A 17,751-nucleotide genomic window follows, 5' to 3' on the forward strand; every position below is an offset into this window, starting at 1 on the left:
TTTTAAATTCCTTACCCACTTTTTCATACAACACCTTAGTAAAAACCTTACATCAATAATTAAAATGTACCCTATCGAATAGACACTCGAAAAAAGTCTATTCGATAGGGTACTTCTTGTATAATAAAAAAATTGGGATCGGAGAATCTTGAAAATGACAAAAAATCTATTTACAGAAAGCGAAATTCAAATTCTATCAAATAACCTATATGTAAAATATGGAAGACAGAAAGATATCACCTATACAGAGGAATGTAAGCATATTTTTATTGAGGAAAATAAAAAAGGAAAGCTACCTCGAAATATTTTTGAAGAATGTGGTTTTGATATAGATATGATTGGAATGAAACGAGTTATGTCATCGGGAAGTAGATGGCGTGCTGCTTATAGAAAAAATGGTGTATTGGGTTTAAGGGATACACGTATCGAAAACGCTGGAAGAGCTCCTGAGAGAGAGCTTACGTTAGAAGAAAAGTGTGCTTGTTTAGAAGCCGAACGAAACTTACTAAAGGCGGAAAACGAATCGCTAAAAAAATCCAACTTATGGAAGAGAGGATGAGAAGGAACTAACACTACCACCTAATCAGAAATTCATTTTGATTCGCTCTGTCATCATGAAATACAACTTAAGGAATATGGTCAGTCACTTGTGTAAAGTAGCTGGTGTATCCCGTTCGGGATACTATAATTACTTTTCAGTTTCATCTCAAGAACAACGGAAACAAAAGAGTAATCGAGATGAAATCTTGAAGGAAACTATATTAAAAGCACTTCTATTTATAAATAGAAAGGGGATCGTCAGATAAAAATGACATTGGCGGGTCAGTTTCAAGTTGTCTACAATTTAAAGCGTATCCGTAGAATTATAAAGAAATACGAAATTGTTTGTTCGGTTCGCAAAGCGAATCCTTATAAAAGAATGCTTAAAGCTACAAAAGAACATCGAATAGTACCGAATCAATTAAATCGGGAATTTAAACAAAATACCCTAGGGAAAACATTTCTTACAGATATCACCTATTTAGTTTACGGTAAGAATCAAAGGGCCTATTTATCTACAATTTTAGACGGCTCAACTAATGAAATTTTAGCTTACCATGTTTCTGAACAGATGACATTAGAGCTCGTAACGACAACTCTCCATAAACTAAAAAGGAATCCGCGGGTTCGATTGACTGAAGGTGCTTATATTCATTCAGATCAAGGAGCCCACTACACAAGCCCTACCTATCAAAAGCTAGTCAAAAAGCTAAACCTTGGACAATCCATGTCAAGAAGAGGAAATTGTTGGGATAACGCCCCACAAGAATCGTTTTTTGGTCATTTGAAAGATGAAGCTCATATAAAACCTTGCACGTCCTTTAATGAATTGAAACAAGAGATTAAGAAATATATGACGTATTATAATCATTATAGATATCAATGGAATTTAAAAAAGATGACTCCTGTTGGATGGTCTTACCCCTGTCAAGTAGACAGTAATAGATTAGATGCCTTTTCATTAAGCAGCCTTAGTTCCAAATTCAATAGGACTAAGGTTGTTTAATCTTTTTTGAAATCTTTTGTTATTGTAATAGCTAGTAGCCTTAAAAACTTCTGCCTTTTCATGAAACGTATGTCTATAGCCTTAAAATGACTAAAAAAGCTCTCTATACATGCATTATCATAACAATTTCCCTTCCTAGACATACTTACAGTTATTTTGTTCTTTTTAAGTAATTGGTTATATTTTTTTGACGTATACTGATAACCTCGGTCGCTATGTAATACTGTTTCGTGGACTTTTCTTTTTCTCAAGGCTTTATTGACTGTATCTGTAACTAATTTTAAATTGTTGTATTCACCCATTTGATAGGCCACAACTTCGTTATTGTAAAGGTCTAGTATCACTGAAAGATATATGCGCTTAGTATTAAAGGGAAGATAGGTTATATCTGTAACCCATTTTTCATTTGGTCTTGTAGTTGAAAACTCTCTGTTTAACAGATTTTCCGACACGACGCATTGTTCTTTTAAACCAAAATGTCTCCACTTTTTCTTTCGAATCTTAGCTTGTAGCCCCATTCTCCTATTTTAGACATGATAAATTGGTTCTCTTTCATCTTTTCAGTGGAATCGTTGATTCTTTTTTCCCACTTATAATATCCACTTCTTGAAACACCTGCAATTTCACAAAGCAATACAATTGAAAAATTCTGTTTTAAGGTATGAATGACCTCATATTCTACTGATTTACTTTTTTTGACCTCATCCCCCTTTTCGTAGCTAATAGCTTTTTTAAGTATGCGTTTTCCGCCTCTAATCGTTGTATTCTAGCATCTTGACTTATTTTATTTGTTTATTTGAATCCACCACGTTTTTCTTGTAGGCCCAGAATACCCTCATTTTTATATTTTTTAATCCATCTATCTATAACTGAATATGTAACTCCTAATTCCTTTCCAATTAACTTGCTTCCAATTCCTCTATGTAAGTATAATTCAATGGCTTTCATTTTAAAATCAATTGAAAAAGTTCTTCTAATTTTCCCCATAAAAAATCCCCTCCATAATAAACAGTAAAGTAACTTTCTTTCAACTGTCTACTATAAGGGGATCATATCAGGATACAGAAATCATCTTCTTAATGTTGCCTAACTTTTTTCAAATGTCCTTTACAAAGGGTACAGATTATGTGTCTTTTTTTATATGCGCTGATATACTTATATACATTCAGGGGACCTTTAGCTCAGTTGGTCAGAGCAGGCGGCTCATAACCGTCCGGTCGTAGGTTCAAATCCTACAAGGTCCATTTTAGTTTTTAACGTCAGATGTTATAATCAAATCATCATCACAAAATATCTTAGTCGCTCTAAGCTTCTAGGAAAGGAATCCGTTGGATATTGTAAAGGATTCTTTTTATTAGACTGGCTCCTTTTATTAACAAATTTCATAATATAAAATTAGCCGTTTACTAATTGTTATTTCTTCAAATTCAAATCCACTATTAAGGTGTTCTCTTCAGGACATCTTTTCTTTTTATAAAACACAATGATATACTTTCAAAACAATAAATTTATATATAATCAGCTGGATAGATAAAGCTACAGGAATGTAAGCATGCCCAGTTCTTGCTCAACCTAAAAAGTTAATAATCATTTCAGGTTGCATAAAACCATACACCATAATCGACGAGCGATCACCTGGATACTAAAAAGAAATCCAATGTGATAACGCATCAAAATCTTCTTTTAATTGTTTGTACATAATTTTCACATCTCGCCAAAGAAAGGCGATTTAATAAGGATTTCTGCAGCCACCTTCCAATTCCCCCCCAATAACTTCATAACGTTCCGACCATAGAATTCATTGTAACTAAATAGGATTGTATTTGTCTCATGAAAACCATACAACCAAATTAATACAAATAAAACTGGAAGGTAATAGATTAGTTTTACGACTCCTTACGCAAGAGAACGATACCATATTTCTTTTATAATTTTACTTCTAGACGGAAAATGGAGTGTGAATTCATACCAAATTATTACACAAATAGCTCCATACCTTTACAATCGATTGTCATGCCAAAAATTTAATATCAGATGTTCTTTTTCACTATACGCTTTGAATATATATCCCTTATTCTTTAGCTGCTTAATGATTTCCTGTAAAGCTTTAACCGATTGGAGATGTATGTCATGCATTAATACAATTTCTTGGTCTTTATTTGCTTGTGATACAACATTTTCAACTATCTTAGGAACAGATTGTTCTAATGGGATTTTGTTATACTTCCAGTCTAAAGAATCAATTGTCCAATCCCAAATTTTAAATCCAGCTTCAGCTAATTTATCGCGCAAATCTTGAATTAATCCAGGCTTTGATCCATATGGTGGTCTACAAAGTATCGGATTCTTATCTATAATACGTTGAAGGATTTGTTGAACTTGTTTCATTTCAGCCAAAAAACTTCCTTGCGTGTATAATTTTTTGTAATCATGTGTCATACTATGCAGACCTACGTAGTGGCCATTTTGTTTTTCACTTTTTATTAAATCTGGAAATTGTTCTGCATGTGAACCAATTACAAAAAATGTCGCTTTTACATTCTCTTGTTTTAAAATATTTAAAACTTCTTGTGTATATTTTCCTGGTCCATCATCAAAAGTTAAATATATAACTTTTTTATTTTGCGTTTCCTTCTTACCTTCTCCTTTTTCTTGTTTAGTTTTTATCTGAGATTCTTTTTCTTTTTTTAATTGCGCTACATCGGATTTAATACTAGACTCATTTTTTGCTCTTGCTCCAGCACTAGAAAAATAAGAAAATACAAATACCCCGATAAAAAATAAAATTAAAACCATTACGCTTTTTCTTATCATTCCAAATACCTCCTTCAATTCTATACAATGATTAATAATTCCCTATCTTTCTAAGAAAATCGTAATCATTACTGTTTTCAATTTAAAATACGTCTTTTATAAACTTTGATTCCAACAACCACTATCACTTCCCTACCTAATTAAGTTGATTACGAGATAAGTATATGTTTCTGGAAACAAACTGTAAAATAAGTACAATTGATTTCACCCATCATTTTTTATGATGAATTTTATACACACTTTTTGCATATTAAGAGTTATGTATAATAAATACTCTAAAAACACCATAACATAAACAATTTTTTGGGATTGATAACATACATTTCACCTTGAATTTTCTTAAGATTAGCACCTTTTCAAGGAGAATACCTATTTAATCGAAATGAATAAGTACAATATCACATTTGCTAATTCCAACACCAAATCCATACGGTAATACACTCCATTTATTAACAATAAAACAATTAGAAATTAATCTTTTCAACTTTCCTTCCTCATATAAAAACAAAACTTATCATTAAATTAAATAAATTTAAAGTTATACATAACTCATTGATATAAAAACTGAATATAGCATTTTATTAATCAGTGATTTTATAAATACCTCAAATTAGAAATTTAATAATTATATATCATATATAATTATTAAATCCGCTCTCAATTTAATGTAGAACTGTAAAAATGTCCATTTTACAGACAATTTAAATATTGTCGAGAGAGGCTCAGATTAATTACAATAGTTGCACACTATAATTAAGAATTTTATCCTTAACAAAATCTTAAAACATTCCATATCAATTAAACCTTGCTTTAAAGTGCACTTCAAGGTTTAGAATGTCTTTGTATTTTTTATACCAATCTAAACAGGAGGTCAAGAAGTTTATTGGACTTTTGCAAATTAGCGGAAAACCAATAAAAACAATCCATTATGCTAATTCAACGTCAATACAATATTCTAAACCATTTAGTATCTGAAGATCGATGGTTCTCAATGAATGAACTAGCCCGAAAACTAAACTGTTCGGTCAAAACAGTTCAAAGAGATCTACTATATTTACAAAAAAAATTACCGGATAAATGGCAGATAAAAAATAGTAAACATGCAGGTGTAAGATTGTACAAACCTTTTAATTCATCTATTGAAAACATAAATTATCTATATATCCGGCACACTCTACTTTTTAAAACATTAGACATATTAATGAATGATAACGTAGGGTCTAATTCAATACTAGCTGAAAAATTGTATATTCAAAACAAAAAGGTTAAAAAACTTTTAAAAGAAGTTGATTTGTATCTAAACCAATATAAGTTATCTCTAAAAAGGCGCCCTCTAAGAATATCAGGAAATAATATAAATATTCTTCTCATGTACCATAAACTATACCTTGATGCGTATAATGATGAAGAATGGCCCTTTGAAGAATTTAATCAAAAGCTTTATATAGAATTATTAAAACAATTAGAAAGATTAAAACAAAATAATTATTGCAAAGAAGCAACTAAAGAAATTTCATTCTTCATTTCTTTATACTTAAAGAGAAAATACAGAGGGTATTCAATAGTATTAAAGCATTGGCAGATAAAAAAAATAGAAAACTCAAATGATTACATAAAACTGAAGGGCTTGATAAAAAAGATTTTTCAAAAATATAATATTCAGTTATCAACAGTAGATATTACTATTATAATTTCGATAATTAATCGTTCAAAATATGCTTATACAAACCAAAATTATATAGAGTCTATTCAATCTATTACAAAACCTTCATGCCCTTTTGTTAAACAATTTATTCAGGATTTAGAAAAAAGTTTCAAACTAGAATTATTAAACGATACTAAGTTTATAAAAGTTTTAAATAATACCATTACTACTTCTAACACACATAACAACTGGATATTTAGCGATTATAATGATCATCCCGCTCTTATAACTCACATAAAAAAAAATCATTCTTCTGTATTTTTTACTATAAATAAAGAATTAATTAAGTTAAAAAATACATATGACAAGCTTCATATTCCTTTAAATAATTCAATACATACTACTATTTTATTAACAATGTATATTGCAACAAAGGAAATGAATCTTGAACGAAAAAATCCCCAAGTGATTTTGTATACAAAAGAAGGTGAGTATTGGAAACTCTATTTACAAGCCTTTATTTCATTGACTTTTAAAAAGACTATTGATTTTTTAGATATAAATCTTGAAAATTTAACTGAAGCATATATAAAATACCCAGAAATTTCTTGTGTAATAACCGATACATCTATTGAATGCGAACATATTCCTGTAATCCTAATCTCTTCAGTTCCCACTCAACGTAATTTAGAAGAAATAAAAAAAATTTTATAATATCTTTTATTACTAAATAATACTTTTTAATAATTTTTATACACAAATAAATTTCTAAACAAATACGGCTTACTTATTTCTAAAGTAAATTGAAATAAGTAAGCTGTATTTTTAGCTATTAAAAGAAACACATTCAATACAGTAATGAACACTCCCCCACTTAGCAAAGCTTGAAGTGGGGGTTTCTAACGTTTTGACCTAACGGACGATTAACGTCAGGGGAGTTAACACATTAGCGAGCTGTTTCACGCTTAACCCCTCTATCCCATTTGTCCATGCATTTGGGATTACTTTTCGTAAAATGTTAGCCGCAGCATTTACATCTGCATCAATTAAAGTTTTATTTGCTGAACGATATATGCCGCGCTTTATTTGTTTTCCATTTCTAAGAATGCTTGTAAAATGACTCTTCATTTTGTTGTAATATTGATTTATGCTTTTGACATGTTTGCCCTTAACAAGGACAGGTTTCATACCTGTGTTTGTTACGATGGTTGCAAGATTATCAATCCCTAAATCAATACTCATATAACGAGCATTCTCTTCAATCATTTGTTGTTCAGAAGGAACATCAATTACCAATTCCACTACATATTCATTGTATTTCGGAATCACACGAACTTGTTTCAGTTTACCTTCAGTGAAACCTAGTTTCCCAATATTTAATTGCAATTTCGTCTTTGGAAACTTTAAAAATCTACCGTTTTTAATGATGCAATCTTGGTTTGTATACAGAATCTCTTTTTCAGAAGAACGAATATACTTTGGAATCCTAGGCATTCCATCATATTTGTTTGGATTCTTTTTATAGTCCTTTAAACTAGCAAAAAAAGATTTCCAATTTTGGAACAAACCTTTCATGATTGACTGGCTACATTGCGTAGGCAAAGCTCGATAATCATTTTGAATCATAGCCTTAAATAGTGCATCTAGAAAGTTGTAATCTACATAAGGTTTTTCAAAATTAGGTTCTGAAAACAAATTACACTTAATCTCTTTCTGTTCTTCTTTAGGCATTAATTTCTCTTTTTCCAATTTCTTCTGATAGGCAAGAAGTTGTGTGTCATTCATCTTACCAATATTTTTATGAATATTATCCAGAACTTCTTTTTGCAAAGGCTGCAACTCTTTTTCTTGTGTTAATCCAGTGTACACCTGACGTATATAAAAGTTTGTGGTGTTGTACATGTTCTTAGCGTTATGACAACATTCTTAAAAATAAGAATACATACGATGCCCTTTTTTAATCCAAATTTGAAGAGTTTTATAGTTTGATGGATTTTCCTTTGTCATTTTATTCACCTCCTTGTTAAGGATATTACAGCAAAAAGAACATACGTTTCCGTTTTTTCTCGAAAATAAAATATTTCTTTCGATTCACCTCACCGCCTTCACTTACGTTTAGAGGTGGGAGTCCTCTCGAAAGGAATGATAGAAAATAATATTTCTTACTTTAAGTAAACGATTTCTCTAACTCACCCAAAAATAGGATTATCTTACAATTACGACAAATAATCCGTTTATACACATGATTATTTGTCGTAACTTCATTATTCTTCACAATACATACGAAGTAGAAAATTAGCTGAATTATAAAAAAAAAATATAGATACATTAGAGGTAAGTATTCAATGACTATTTCCATTAAACACGTTACAGACAGATTAAATATACCTATATCTACTATTCATTATTATGACAAAATGAGATTATTTCCATTTATCATTTTAGCCAAGAAAACTCCTTCCTCAAGGAGCGTGAAGGTCACAGCCCAATGAGTAGGTGGGAGAATGAGTTGATTTCGAACAAGGAATGGCAGGAAGCCACCTTAATTGTTCGAAATACATAAAGTGTTACTCTACCATTTATCGAAATGGAGGTGAATGAAGTGATGATTCATAAAGCCTATACGTTTCGTATCTATCTAAATCAAGCACAAGCAATTCTAATCAATAAAACGATTGGTTGTTCTCGCTTTGTATTCGACCATTTCCTATCCTTATAGGATCACGCATACAAAGAGACATGAAAAGGTTTGACCTATTGGATATCGTTGTTTTACCGAGGATGATTTATTTTGGATTGATTTAGTTACATGTATGAGATCTGTAGAAATGTCTATTACAACATTACAGCATCTTGTACACCTTTATATGCAAGGACCTAAAACCCTTCCAGAAAGAAAAGAAATTTTCCACAACCAAAAAGCAAAATTATTAGTAGAGAAGGAAAAAATAAAACAAGCAATTTATAAAGTGGATGAAAAAATGACTAGGTTAGATTCACTTAATCAGATATATAATAATAGTCTATTTTAGCCGATTTCCGCTCAATATTTCTCACTCTTGAAGCTTTTAATTAAAGAGTTCGATCAAACTCTAATTTGTTAAAAACTATCTCCGCAGTCCTTGCAGTTAGGACTATTAACACCTCATTCTCTATATTAAATACTCGCGCTAATATTCCTATCATGATGTACACTACAAAAGTGCAGTTCCATTTATAATTCACACCAAAACACATGACTATCATTCAAATACTTAGAAACCTATTCATATTGTAGAAATATCCATTTTTAAAATTTTGATATGCAGGTAACCTAGAGAATGACGGATTTTTAATGTCAGCTTCAACATAGTTTTCCGTATGAATTTATCTTAGATGTTCGATGATGCCATGAGTTCGTTAAAGTACCTAGTGGGATAGTCTGTGGATTACATTTGGTTTCTATTGCTGAGATTTCATTAGAAAAATTCTTTAAATATATATCATCGATTACAAACTCTTCTTCTCCTTGAATATATTCCTATCTGTGAAAAAACAATTTACAAATGAGGTACACCCTCTCTTTTGACTTCAAAATCAAAAGAGAGGTAAATTAGAATGAAAATAAGGAGCACGTGCCCCATATTCAATGATTTTCTTTACGTTTTAGTTAATTGTAAATTCCATCCATTTAGATATATTTTTCAAATTGCAAACTTACACTCCAGATTAATTCATATCTCACCTACTTACTCACATATTCCTTGAGGAAAAAACCCGCTTGACTAAAGTGATAAAACCCTATAAATAAAAATCACAAAAAGTGATTGCAGCAATCATTTTTTGTGATTTTTATTTATATCAAAAGTTATATATAATACTTCTACAAATTAGAAAATACTATATTTTCTCGCATACTAAAAATCCAGGAGGTGACAATGATGCCGCTAAAAATTTATAATGAATGTGTTGATGTACATATTAGAAGAAAAGAAGAAATATTAGAATTTTTATCTCAAGAAGATAGATGGTATCATTTATTAGAAATTAAAAATAGTTTAAATTGGTCTAGTAATACCTTAAGAAAAGATATAAACATTTTACAAGATTTCCTACCAAGCACCTGGGAAATCCAGATGAAAAAAGGATTCGGGGTCCGTTTAAAAAAACCTACAAATTCTACAATTGAAGATATTATATACAATATTAGAAACCAATCCAGTTTTTTTAAAATATTTTGTTACATATTAAACCATAAAAATGTGACTCTTTCATCACTGTCAAATGAATTTAATTTTTCTTACTATACTATTAAATGTACGTTAAATAAAATTGAAGCATTTATACAACAATATAATTTATATTTAACCAAGCGCCCCTTACAGATTAAAGGCGAAGAATGGCTAATTCGAAGATGCACTGTTGATATATATTTAAATATATATGGGCAAAACTGGCCTTTCAGTTATTATGAAAAAAATCGAATCCATTACTTTATTGAACTGTTTGAAAAAACATGGGATATTACTTTTTTCCAAAATGATAAACATTTGCTATCTTGTATATTAGCAATAACTGTGTCTAGAATTAAGACCAATAACCCTATCTATATTGATTCGAGAGATTACAGTATATTACGAGATACATTATACTATACAACTTGTGAAAAAATTATATCGCCTCTTGAAAAGGAAACAAATATTTCGTTCTCTACTGATGAGATACTATATTTTACCATCCATTTAATAGGTGCAAAATATTGGGGTGAAAATCATGATCTATCTAAAAGTATTACATTAAATCAAATATCAAAACAATTTATTTGTTTAAATAAAAATATAAATTGTTTCTTATCTAATCTAGAAAAAGCTTTACAGATTCCCCTACTTCAAAATGAAGAATTACTTAATCATATTACAAAGTGTATACAAAGGGTATTTTACTTAAGCAAAATACATTCTTTAAGTAAGTTCACACCCTCTTTAGAAAATAGTTTATATGAAACAAATACTTACTATATAAAAAACAATTTCCCTAATACATTTTTAAAAGTAAAAGACGAATATAAATTATTGTTTAATGAATATGATTTTAATATCCCCGAAGAAGAAGTCGCGATAATCAGTCTATTGATAGAATCCGTAAGGGGATATACAGAGCAGAAACCTCTCAAATTATTATTATACGTTTCTACTGATTCAGGAATACTTTTCTATTTAAAATCATGGTTGGATAAATATTTTCCTTTTCAATTTGAAATTATGATTTTTACACAACCTTTATCATGTTTACATAGTTTTATAAAAGACAATCATATTGCACTAGTTGTTACGAATACAAGTCTCCCTATTCAAAAATCAATACCTGTTATTAAAATTTTCAATTTACCTACTAAACGCGATTATAGATGTATAACACGATTTATTGAAAATGGTAAACTAAGTATATAAAATTATGCAAAAAAGGTTGTATTCGAATGTCTAAAATACAACCTTTTTTTACAACTTAATAAACGCAATAAATATATATTAACTTTTCACAATGCAGGTAATAAACCCTAACAAATCCTAGAAAATTAATGGGCGATTTTCTTGTTTATCTTCCCCTTAACCGCTATTATAATCTTAATGCAATTCATTGTTTCATTTCTATATTCCTCGTTTGTCCAGCGCTTTGATTTGGCCAATAATTTAACTTGACGTGTCTCTTCTACTATTGAAAGTAACAATTTCTCTATATAAATAGTCTCTAATTCTATAGACTCCAATTCCATTCTAGTCTTAGATAAATCTTTAACTACTTGCGGTAAAAATCCTCCTTGCCCATATCTATTGAAAAGCCCTACACTCCAATTTAAATTTAATACCCAATCTACCCATTTAGAAGTTGTAAGATGCTCCTCAATAGAGCCGGAACCTATCAAAGATTTCGAAAGTATATCTTTGATTAACGGATCCATGTCTTTCAAAAGTTTTTGTATTATACTTTTTTTTTCAATAATATTGGTAAATATATATTTACATTCATTAAATACCTGAATTGTTCTCTCTTCTTGTTTTTTAATTTCCATAAATAGTGAATTAGAATGATCAACTTCCATAAAATTCCCTCTCTTAAATTTAGTATTTACATAAATAATGACTAAGATGAAAACTACAATTTTTTTCTTTGATAATACGCTTTTTTGTAGTGTCTGAATTGTTCATACATAAGGTCTACTTTTATTTCCACCTGAACCTAGTCAAATATCAATTTCACCCTTTTAATCATTATATATAAATGTAGCGATTGTATCTCAAACTACCACTACTTTGGCTATATAACAACAGCCGATTAGTAATTCTTAATTTTCTAACCATCAATTATGATTAACCTTAGGATTTTTTATTTCACAAAAGTTTTTATTTTTATACTATCAAATACAAATTCTATCTTTTAATAAACTATTCCTCAAAAAACTCCCAACACTCTATAGTTAGAAGGGATAAATTTTTATCCCTATACTAAGACAAACTCCTTAACGCATACGAAGTTTGTCTTAAAAGTAATGCACCCAGAGTAATAGTCATGCTAATAAATGTAACCCAAATAGGTTTAAGAATTAATTTCAATAATTTCATTTTCCTTCTTTAAGGATACAAGAAAAGAAAAAATTACCCTAGTTGGGACTTTTCGCTCTTTAATTAGGGGGTACCTCTCGCGTTACAAAATAGTCCCAATAACCCATTTGAAATAATATTGTTTCTAAATTAAAATTATTGATTATTCCTCATTTAACACATTCTATATCCTCTAAATTTATTAATAAATTCTAAGGTGCACACTTTATATTCTATTGATTTCCTACCCATAATAAAATTAAAATAATGTCTCAAAAAAAGACAATAATAACATTGAAATTTATTTAATTTTAATATAAAAAAATTAAAGATTAATGCATTTTCGGGTAATTTATTCATGTTAGCCAAGAAGAAAGAGCTTGTTTGGCTAAAAGATTTCACTATTTTGTCTGATGGAACTCCCTATAAAAATCCGAAGTTTTTCCGATCATTAGAAGATAAGTTAGCAAAAGCACAGCGTGTTCTTTCTAGAAGAATGAAAGGATCTTCTCGCTGGAATAAACAGCGAGTAAAGGTAGCTAGAATTTATGAATACATGGAAAATACTAGAAAAGATTACCTAGACAAAATCTCAACTGAAATCATCAAAAACCACAATGTTATCGGTATTGAGGATTTGCAAATATCAAATATGTTAAAGAATCCTAAGCTAGCAAGAGCAATTAGTGAAGTATCTTGGTCACAATTTCGATTCATGTTAGCATACAAAGCAAAATGATACGGAAAACAAATCATTGTCGTATCGAAAACATTTGTTTCCAGCCAATTATGTTCTTGTTGTGAATATCAGAACAAAAGCGTTAAAAATCTAAACCTACGTAAATGAAACTGTCCTTCTCATCTCTACACTCATACTTCACCCTCCTCCCAAATAAAAAAAGTAACCCTTCGGCTACTTACTCACAACTTGACAAACTATTATATGAACTTTCTAAATCCAACGATAAATGTGTTGAACAAGAAGATAAATAAATAAACAAATAAATACCACCATCATAGTTTCCATAACCCAAATTAGAATTAATTGTATTGGATGTAGTGTATGATGAAACAACATATCGTTTGTTATGCAATGGTTATTTTTTTACATAATATTGCTTCATTTTCTTATTCTGTTCCTTCTTTTTCTTTCTTTTAAAAACATATTTCTTCATCTACTTAAAACAGTACAAGCAGCTAAATGGACGCTCCTTTTCAATCCCAATCTTCACTACCAAATAATAATAGGTGTTCCTTTTGCTACATGAGCGTTTAACCACTCCACATCCGCATTCTGCATCCGAATACACCCCTCACTTACTTTCGACTGGATTTGTTTCATATATCCCATACGTATTGCCCTCGGTTTCATTTATAATTAACCCCAACCACCTTGTTCTTATTGGATTCTTAGGTGCCTCTTCTTTATATACATCTGTACATCTTCCTGTAAGCGTCGGATTTTCATCTTGCCTGATTGCAACAGAAAATGATTTAAGCAGCAGCTTAGCTTTCACATAATACAATTTTTGTTCTGATTGTTTGATAATAATATAATGACCAGTTCTAGTTGATGTCTGTACTGATTAGATACAACTACATACTATTATCAATATTACTATGAATTTACGGATAAGCTTCAACTTTTATCACATCTTACCTATATTTTTCAACAAGAGGTAGTATTTTATGCACTACCAAGTTGACCGCTCTCCTTTAAGAATCACAGCTAATTTGGTATATAAATTAGTCTTTTTATTCTGTCATGAATTTTCTCAGATTCCTGTTTTCAAAACAGTAACTAAAAAAAATATCATACTTTTGATGCACCTATAAAATTGCCTATATTCCAACTTACGTAGTAACCATCCCTCTTTTGTTGCAATTGCTTGTTACTCTTTACAAATGTGAATTATTGCAGGCCCTTCCACAACCACTCCACCAACCTCCAATTTTTCGTAAGCCTCTACACAAATGGTAGTCACCTTTTCACGCTTTGACAGCTCTTTACTCAGATTTCTTGTGTCTATATACTTTGGGTTCATGTTGGCACCTTCTCTACTTGTATTTTATACAGAAATATATACACTGTAGGTCAGTGAACTACCCGCCACTTAACGTCCTAACGGACTGTTTGAATTGGGGGCTTCTCGGTTAGTCGTTACTTTTGGTAGCTAACAAATTCGTCCTAAGGCAGCCGAGCGAACTCCCTTGTTCCAAGGGTTATTTTATTGCTATCTATGCTAACGCTAATAGATGTATTGCTTCATTTTTGATATTGATAGCTGCGTTATAATCTCTATCGAGATTTACACCGCATATACAAGAATAGACTCGATTAGACAATGACATATTTTTCACATTTCCACAACTGCTACATGTTTTTGTGGAAGGAAACCATTTGTCTATTTTCACAAGCTGTTTGCCTTGTTCATTTAGTTTATAAGCTAAGAAAGAAGTGAACATACCCCAAGCATTATCAGCGACGCTTTTTCCAAAATGAAATGCTTGCGATATTCCCTTCATATTTAGATCTTCAATAACTACAACATCAAAATGAGTAGCTAACTCTTTAGACTTATGATGAAGGAAGTTCTTACGTTGGTTTGCTACTTTTTCATGTAGCTTAGCTACACGGATACGTTGTTTATTCCAACGCCCTGAACCTTTTGTACGTCTTGATAATACTCGTTGAGCCTTTGCTAATCGGTCTAACATTTCACGATAGAACTTAGGATAATTGGCTCTCTCATCCTCAGAACTGACGTATAATTGATTCATCGCAAAGTCTAATCCAACAACTGTTTCTACTTCTTTTTGTACGATCTCTTTTTCGTATTCAGTCAAAATGGACACATAGTATTTACCAGTAGGTGTCATAGAAATCGTACATGACTTGATTATATGGCCTTGTGGTATTTCTCTATGCTGTTTGATACGTACCATTTTCAGTTTTGGCAATTTGATATGACCGTTAAGCAACATAATATTTCCGTTCACTACATTCGTTGTATAAGACTTTCTGTCTTTTTTGCTTTTGAATGTTGGGAAGTCATTTTGACCACGAAAGAAATTTTTATAGGCAATTTGCAAGTTTAGTTGAGCATTTGCCAAAGCTAATGAATCCACTTCTTTTAACCACTCAAACTCTGCTTTGTATTTTGCAGGAGTGGGATGCTTTTGTTTCTTTAGTTGATCCTTATCATCTTTATGTTTTTCATACGCTTCTTTCCGTTCAGCTAACATTCTATTATACACGAAACGTACACAACCGAAGGTTTTACGCATAAGATGTGCTTGGCCTTCTGTTGGATACAAACGGGATTTATAGGCTTTATTCTGCTTTGTCATATCATATCATTTCACCTCACTTTTCACTTTGATTTTCAATATATGTTTTTACTACGTCTATTGGCGAACCACCAGTAGTTAGCAAGCAAAAACTTCTTGACCAAAACATCTCTTTCCAAAGTTTTTTTTCACTTGTGGAAAGTCTCTTTTAATAAGTCGAGAACTTGCACTTTTATAAGCATTGATGAATTTTGTCATTTCTGTATTAGGGTGTGCCTTGAACAAAATATGAACATGGTGTACATCATGATTCCATTCAACTAATGAGATGTTATAGTTTTCAGATAGTCGAACAAACATATCTTTTGCATAGTCTGCCATATCATCATGGAACACATTTCTTCTGTATTTCACGACCAACACAAGGTGATAATACAACAAGAATACTCAATGGTTATTACTATCTAATTTCATTTATATAACAGCCTTTATAATTTATAAAACTGATTCTATCACAAGCAAAATAAAAAGGAATTAAATTATCATTTTTGTTGTTTCCACAACTTTAAGCGTACAGCTATTACAAGCTTTATTATTAGATCTTGATTTACTATACGCTCAAAGAAAGGAAAATACCTCCCTTTTTATGAAAATAATTTAGTCCCATCGAAGTTCTAAACTTATTATCATTATTACAGAAACCTACCGAAAAAAATTCCGTTTTTTTACGTTTGTTAAAGACAAAAAATTATATTCTCTTGCTAAAATGATAAAAGAACAACCGTGCATCAGTTGCCCTTTCGTCATTTTCTTAGATTATTACTATAAATCATTTTTTCAACAGCTTGTATAAGCCTAAGTAGATATTAAGTTTTATTTGAATATTCAATCCTCTCTCGCATAGCAGCTTGTTTGTTATAAATATAATGTGGACTGGAGTTAAATTCTTCAGCAACCTTTTCTAATATCCTCCCCTCCACCACTTGAGATAAACAACTTTATATTCCACTCCTTTGAATGTATTAATTAAGTTTATTTATATCATTCATTTTGTGCGCTAATTCATATTCAATTGCTTCAATACGTACTTCTATCTTTGCACCTTCCGATTCAATAGTTAAATTTACCTACCGCAAATCACCACTGAGCTAGCGTTTTAATTCAGTTTTTATTTTTTCGACGGTGTAATTTTGATACGCAATGTCCCGTTTTAACTCTTGATATGCCTTCAGCTAGTTAAACAAATGATGATTCGATTCACCTACTTTCTACTAAAAAACTCTAAATCTCACAAAATATGATTATTTTTGTTTCTAAGAAGTTATAATACCTGTACACCAATTTTAGGTACTTTACTGAGTCTGCAACGAATAGTTGAATATTAATTTTAGATTAAATACAAATAGAAACCTTTTTAAAATATATTCATGATTAACTTAATAAAATAAATATTACTTTTATCTAGCCCTCCTTCTTCAATTGGACCAAATTTCAATTCAACAAAGCCAAAAAAAACACACTATAAAAAAGATTCTTATGGTCAATTACCAACAAGGCTATATATAGATGTGCCAACTAGACAGGATATTTATAGAATACCAACATATGAATTACGAAATAAGCTTGATATAGACGTTGCCAATAAGAAAGTATATATAAAAGAAGGTGAAATTTCTTTTAAAGGTGGTGTAAATCGTAAACTAATACAAAAAATTGAGGATGTGGACTCTGGAGATGTTATAAGTTATAGCTCTATATCAACAACTCCAATAATTTCAGAATAATTAAGCTACAAAGATCCCCATTAAATTCACTCAAGTTCTAAAAAAAACGGTATCCTCTCTTTCTAGGATTTATATGGAGAGGGCACCGTTTCC

The 17,751-nt window shown here is 30.5% G+C and carries 11 protein-coding genes, 1 tRNA gene and 7 pseudogenes; 8 read left to right on the forward strand and 11 right to left on the reverse strand.

Annotated elements, in window-relative coordinates; translation table 11 throughout:
• Window positions 1-154 precede the first annotated feature (154 nt).
• A pseudogene (locus M1D66_RS28870) lies at window positions 155-1,456 on the forward strand (IS3 family transposase); the annotation flags it as partial.
• A gap of 86 nt (window positions 1,457-1,542) precedes the next feature.
• On the opposite strand, the gene M1D66_RS28875 reads toward M1D66_RS28870, so the two are convergent.
• Together M1D66_RS28875 and M1D66_RS28880 are read right to left on the reverse strand one after the other, a co-directional pair.
• Window positions 1,543-2,064, reverse strand: a complete 522-nt coding sequence (locus tag M1D66_RS28875) for an IS3 family transposase (RefSeq protein WP_242555259.1) — start codon at window positions 2,062-2,064, stop codon at window positions 1,543-1,545.
• 160 nt (window positions 2,065-2,224) lie between these two features.
• Window positions 2,225-2,533: pseudogene (locus tag M1D66_RS28880) on the reverse strand (transposase).
• Window positions 2,534-2,716: 183 nt separating this feature from the next.
• Between M1D66_RS28880 and M1D66_RS28885 the strand changes: the two are divergent.
• Window positions 2,717-2,790, forward strand: a tRNA-Ile gene (locus tag M1D66_RS28885).
• 460 nt (window positions 2,791-3,250) lie between these two features.
• Here the strand turns inward: M1D66_RS28885 and M1D66_RS28890 are convergent.
• Together M1D66_RS28890 and M1D66_RS28895 are read right to left on the reverse strand one after the other, a co-directional pair.
• Window positions 3,251-3,427: a teichoic acid D-Ala incorporation-associated protein DltX gene (locus M1D66_RS28890; RefSeq protein ID WP_425592572.1), complete on the reverse strand. Its 177-nt coding sequence runs from the start codon at window positions 3,425-3,427 to the stop codon at window positions 3,251-3,253.
• Between the two features lie 117 nt (window positions 3,428-3,544).
• Window positions 3,545-4,378 (reverse strand): polysaccharide deacetylase family protein, encoded by an 834-nt coding sequence (locus tag M1D66_RS28895; RefSeq protein WP_242555260.1) that lies wholly within the window; start codon window positions 4,376-4,378, stop codon window positions 3,545-3,547.
• 910 nt (window positions 4,379-5,288) lie between these two features.
• Between M1D66_RS28895 and M1D66_RS28900 the strand changes: the two genes are divergently transcribed.
• The gene (locus M1D66_RS28900) at window positions 5,289-6,719 is read left to right on the forward strand and encodes an AcpB/EbpR/MafR family transcriptional regulator (protein ID WP_281976289.1); all 1,431 of its coding nucleotides are present in this window, start codon (window positions 5,289-5,291) and stop codon (window positions 6,717-6,719) included.
• 198 nt (window positions 6,720-6,917) lie between these two features.
• On the opposite strand, the pseudogene M1D66_RS28905 reads toward M1D66_RS28900, so the two are convergent.
• Window positions 6,918-8,012: pseudogene (locus tag M1D66_RS28905) on the reverse strand (transposase).
• Window positions 8,013-8,610: 598 nt separating this feature from the next.
• Between M1D66_RS28905 and M1D66_RS28910 the strand changes: the two are divergent.
• The 3 genes and pseudogenes from M1D66_RS28910 to M1D66_RS28920 form a co-directional block, all read left to right on the forward strand.
• A pseudogene (locus tag M1D66_RS28910) lies at window positions 8,611-8,721 on the forward strand (helix-turn-helix domain-containing protein); the annotation flags it as partial.
• Window positions 8,722-8,818: 97 nt separating this feature from the next.
• On the forward strand, window positions 8,819-9,037 hold the full coding sequence (locus M1D66_RS28915) for a MerR family transcriptional regulator (RefSeq protein WP_479831987.1): 219 nt from the start codon (window positions 8,819-8,821) through the stop codon (window positions 9,035-9,037).
• Window positions 9,038-9,922: 885 nt separating this feature from the next.
• Window positions 9,923-11,434, forward strand: coding sequence for a BglG family transcription antiterminator (locus M1D66_RS28920; RefSeq protein ID WP_479831988.1), 1,512 nt, complete (start codon window positions 9,923-9,925; stop codon window positions 11,432-11,434).
• A 125-nt stretch (window positions 11,435-11,559) separates the two neighbouring features.
• Here the strand turns inward: M1D66_RS28920 and M1D66_RS28925 are convergent, their stop codons facing one another.
• The gene (locus M1D66_RS28925; RefSeq protein WP_242555265.1) at window positions 11,560-12,084 is read right to left on the reverse strand and encodes a hypothetical protein; all 525 of its coding nucleotides are present in this window, start codon (window positions 12,082-12,084) and stop codon (window positions 11,560-11,562) included.
• Between the two features lie 881 nt (window positions 12,085-12,965).
• On the opposite strand from M1D66_RS28925, the pseudogene M1D66_RS28930 reads away from it, so the two are divergent.
• Window positions 12,966-13,580 (forward strand): annotated as a pseudogene (locus M1D66_RS28930) (RNA-guided endonuclease TnpB family protein); the annotation flags it as partial.
• 234 nt (window positions 13,581-13,814) lie between these two features.
• Here the strand turns inward: M1D66_RS28930 and M1D66_RS28935 are convergent.
• The 5 genes and pseudogenes from M1D66_RS28935 to M1D66_RS28955 all read right to left on the reverse strand — a co-directional run bounded on the left by M1D66_RS28935 (window position 13,815) and on the right by M1D66_RS28955 (window position 17,106).
• Window positions 13,815-13,955 carry a L,D-transpeptidase family protein gene (locus M1D66_RS28935; protein ID WP_242555266.1) on the reverse strand — a complete coding sequence of 47 codons (141 nt, stop codon included), beginning with the start codon at window positions 13,953-13,955 and terminating at the stop codon, window positions 13,815-13,817.
• A gap of 520 nt (window positions 13,956-14,475) precedes the next feature.
• The gene (locus M1D66_RS28940) at window positions 14,476-14,628 is read right to left on the reverse strand and encodes a BC1881 family protein (RefSeq protein ID WP_242555267.1); all 153 of its coding nucleotides are present in this window, start codon (window positions 14,626-14,628) and stop codon (window positions 14,476-14,478) included.
• A gap of 193 nt (window positions 14,629-14,821) precedes the next feature.
• Window positions 14,822-15,934 (reverse strand): transposase, encoded by a 1,113-nt coding sequence (locus M1D66_RS28945; protein WP_242555268.1) that lies wholly within the window; start codon window positions 15,932-15,934, stop codon window positions 14,822-14,824.
• Between the two features lie 16 nt (window positions 15,935-15,950).
• Window positions 15,951-16,315, reverse strand: a pseudogene (tnpA, locus tag M1D66_RS28950) (IS200/IS605 family transposase).
• A 425-nt stretch (window positions 16,316-16,740) separates the two neighbouring features.
• A pseudogene (locus M1D66_RS28955) lies at window positions 16,741-17,106 on the reverse strand (hypothetical protein).
• Window positions 17,107-17,442: 336 nt separating this feature from the next.
• Between M1D66_RS28955 and M1D66_RS28960 the strand changes: the two are divergent.
• On the forward strand, window positions 17,443-17,658 hold the full coding sequence (locus tag M1D66_RS28960; RefSeq protein ID WP_242555269.1) for a hypothetical protein: 216 nt from the start codon (window positions 17,443-17,445) through the stop codon (window positions 17,656-17,658).
• Window positions 17,659-17,751 lie beyond the last annotated feature (93 nt).

The organism is Bacillus sp. PK6-16, assembly GCF_056530295.1.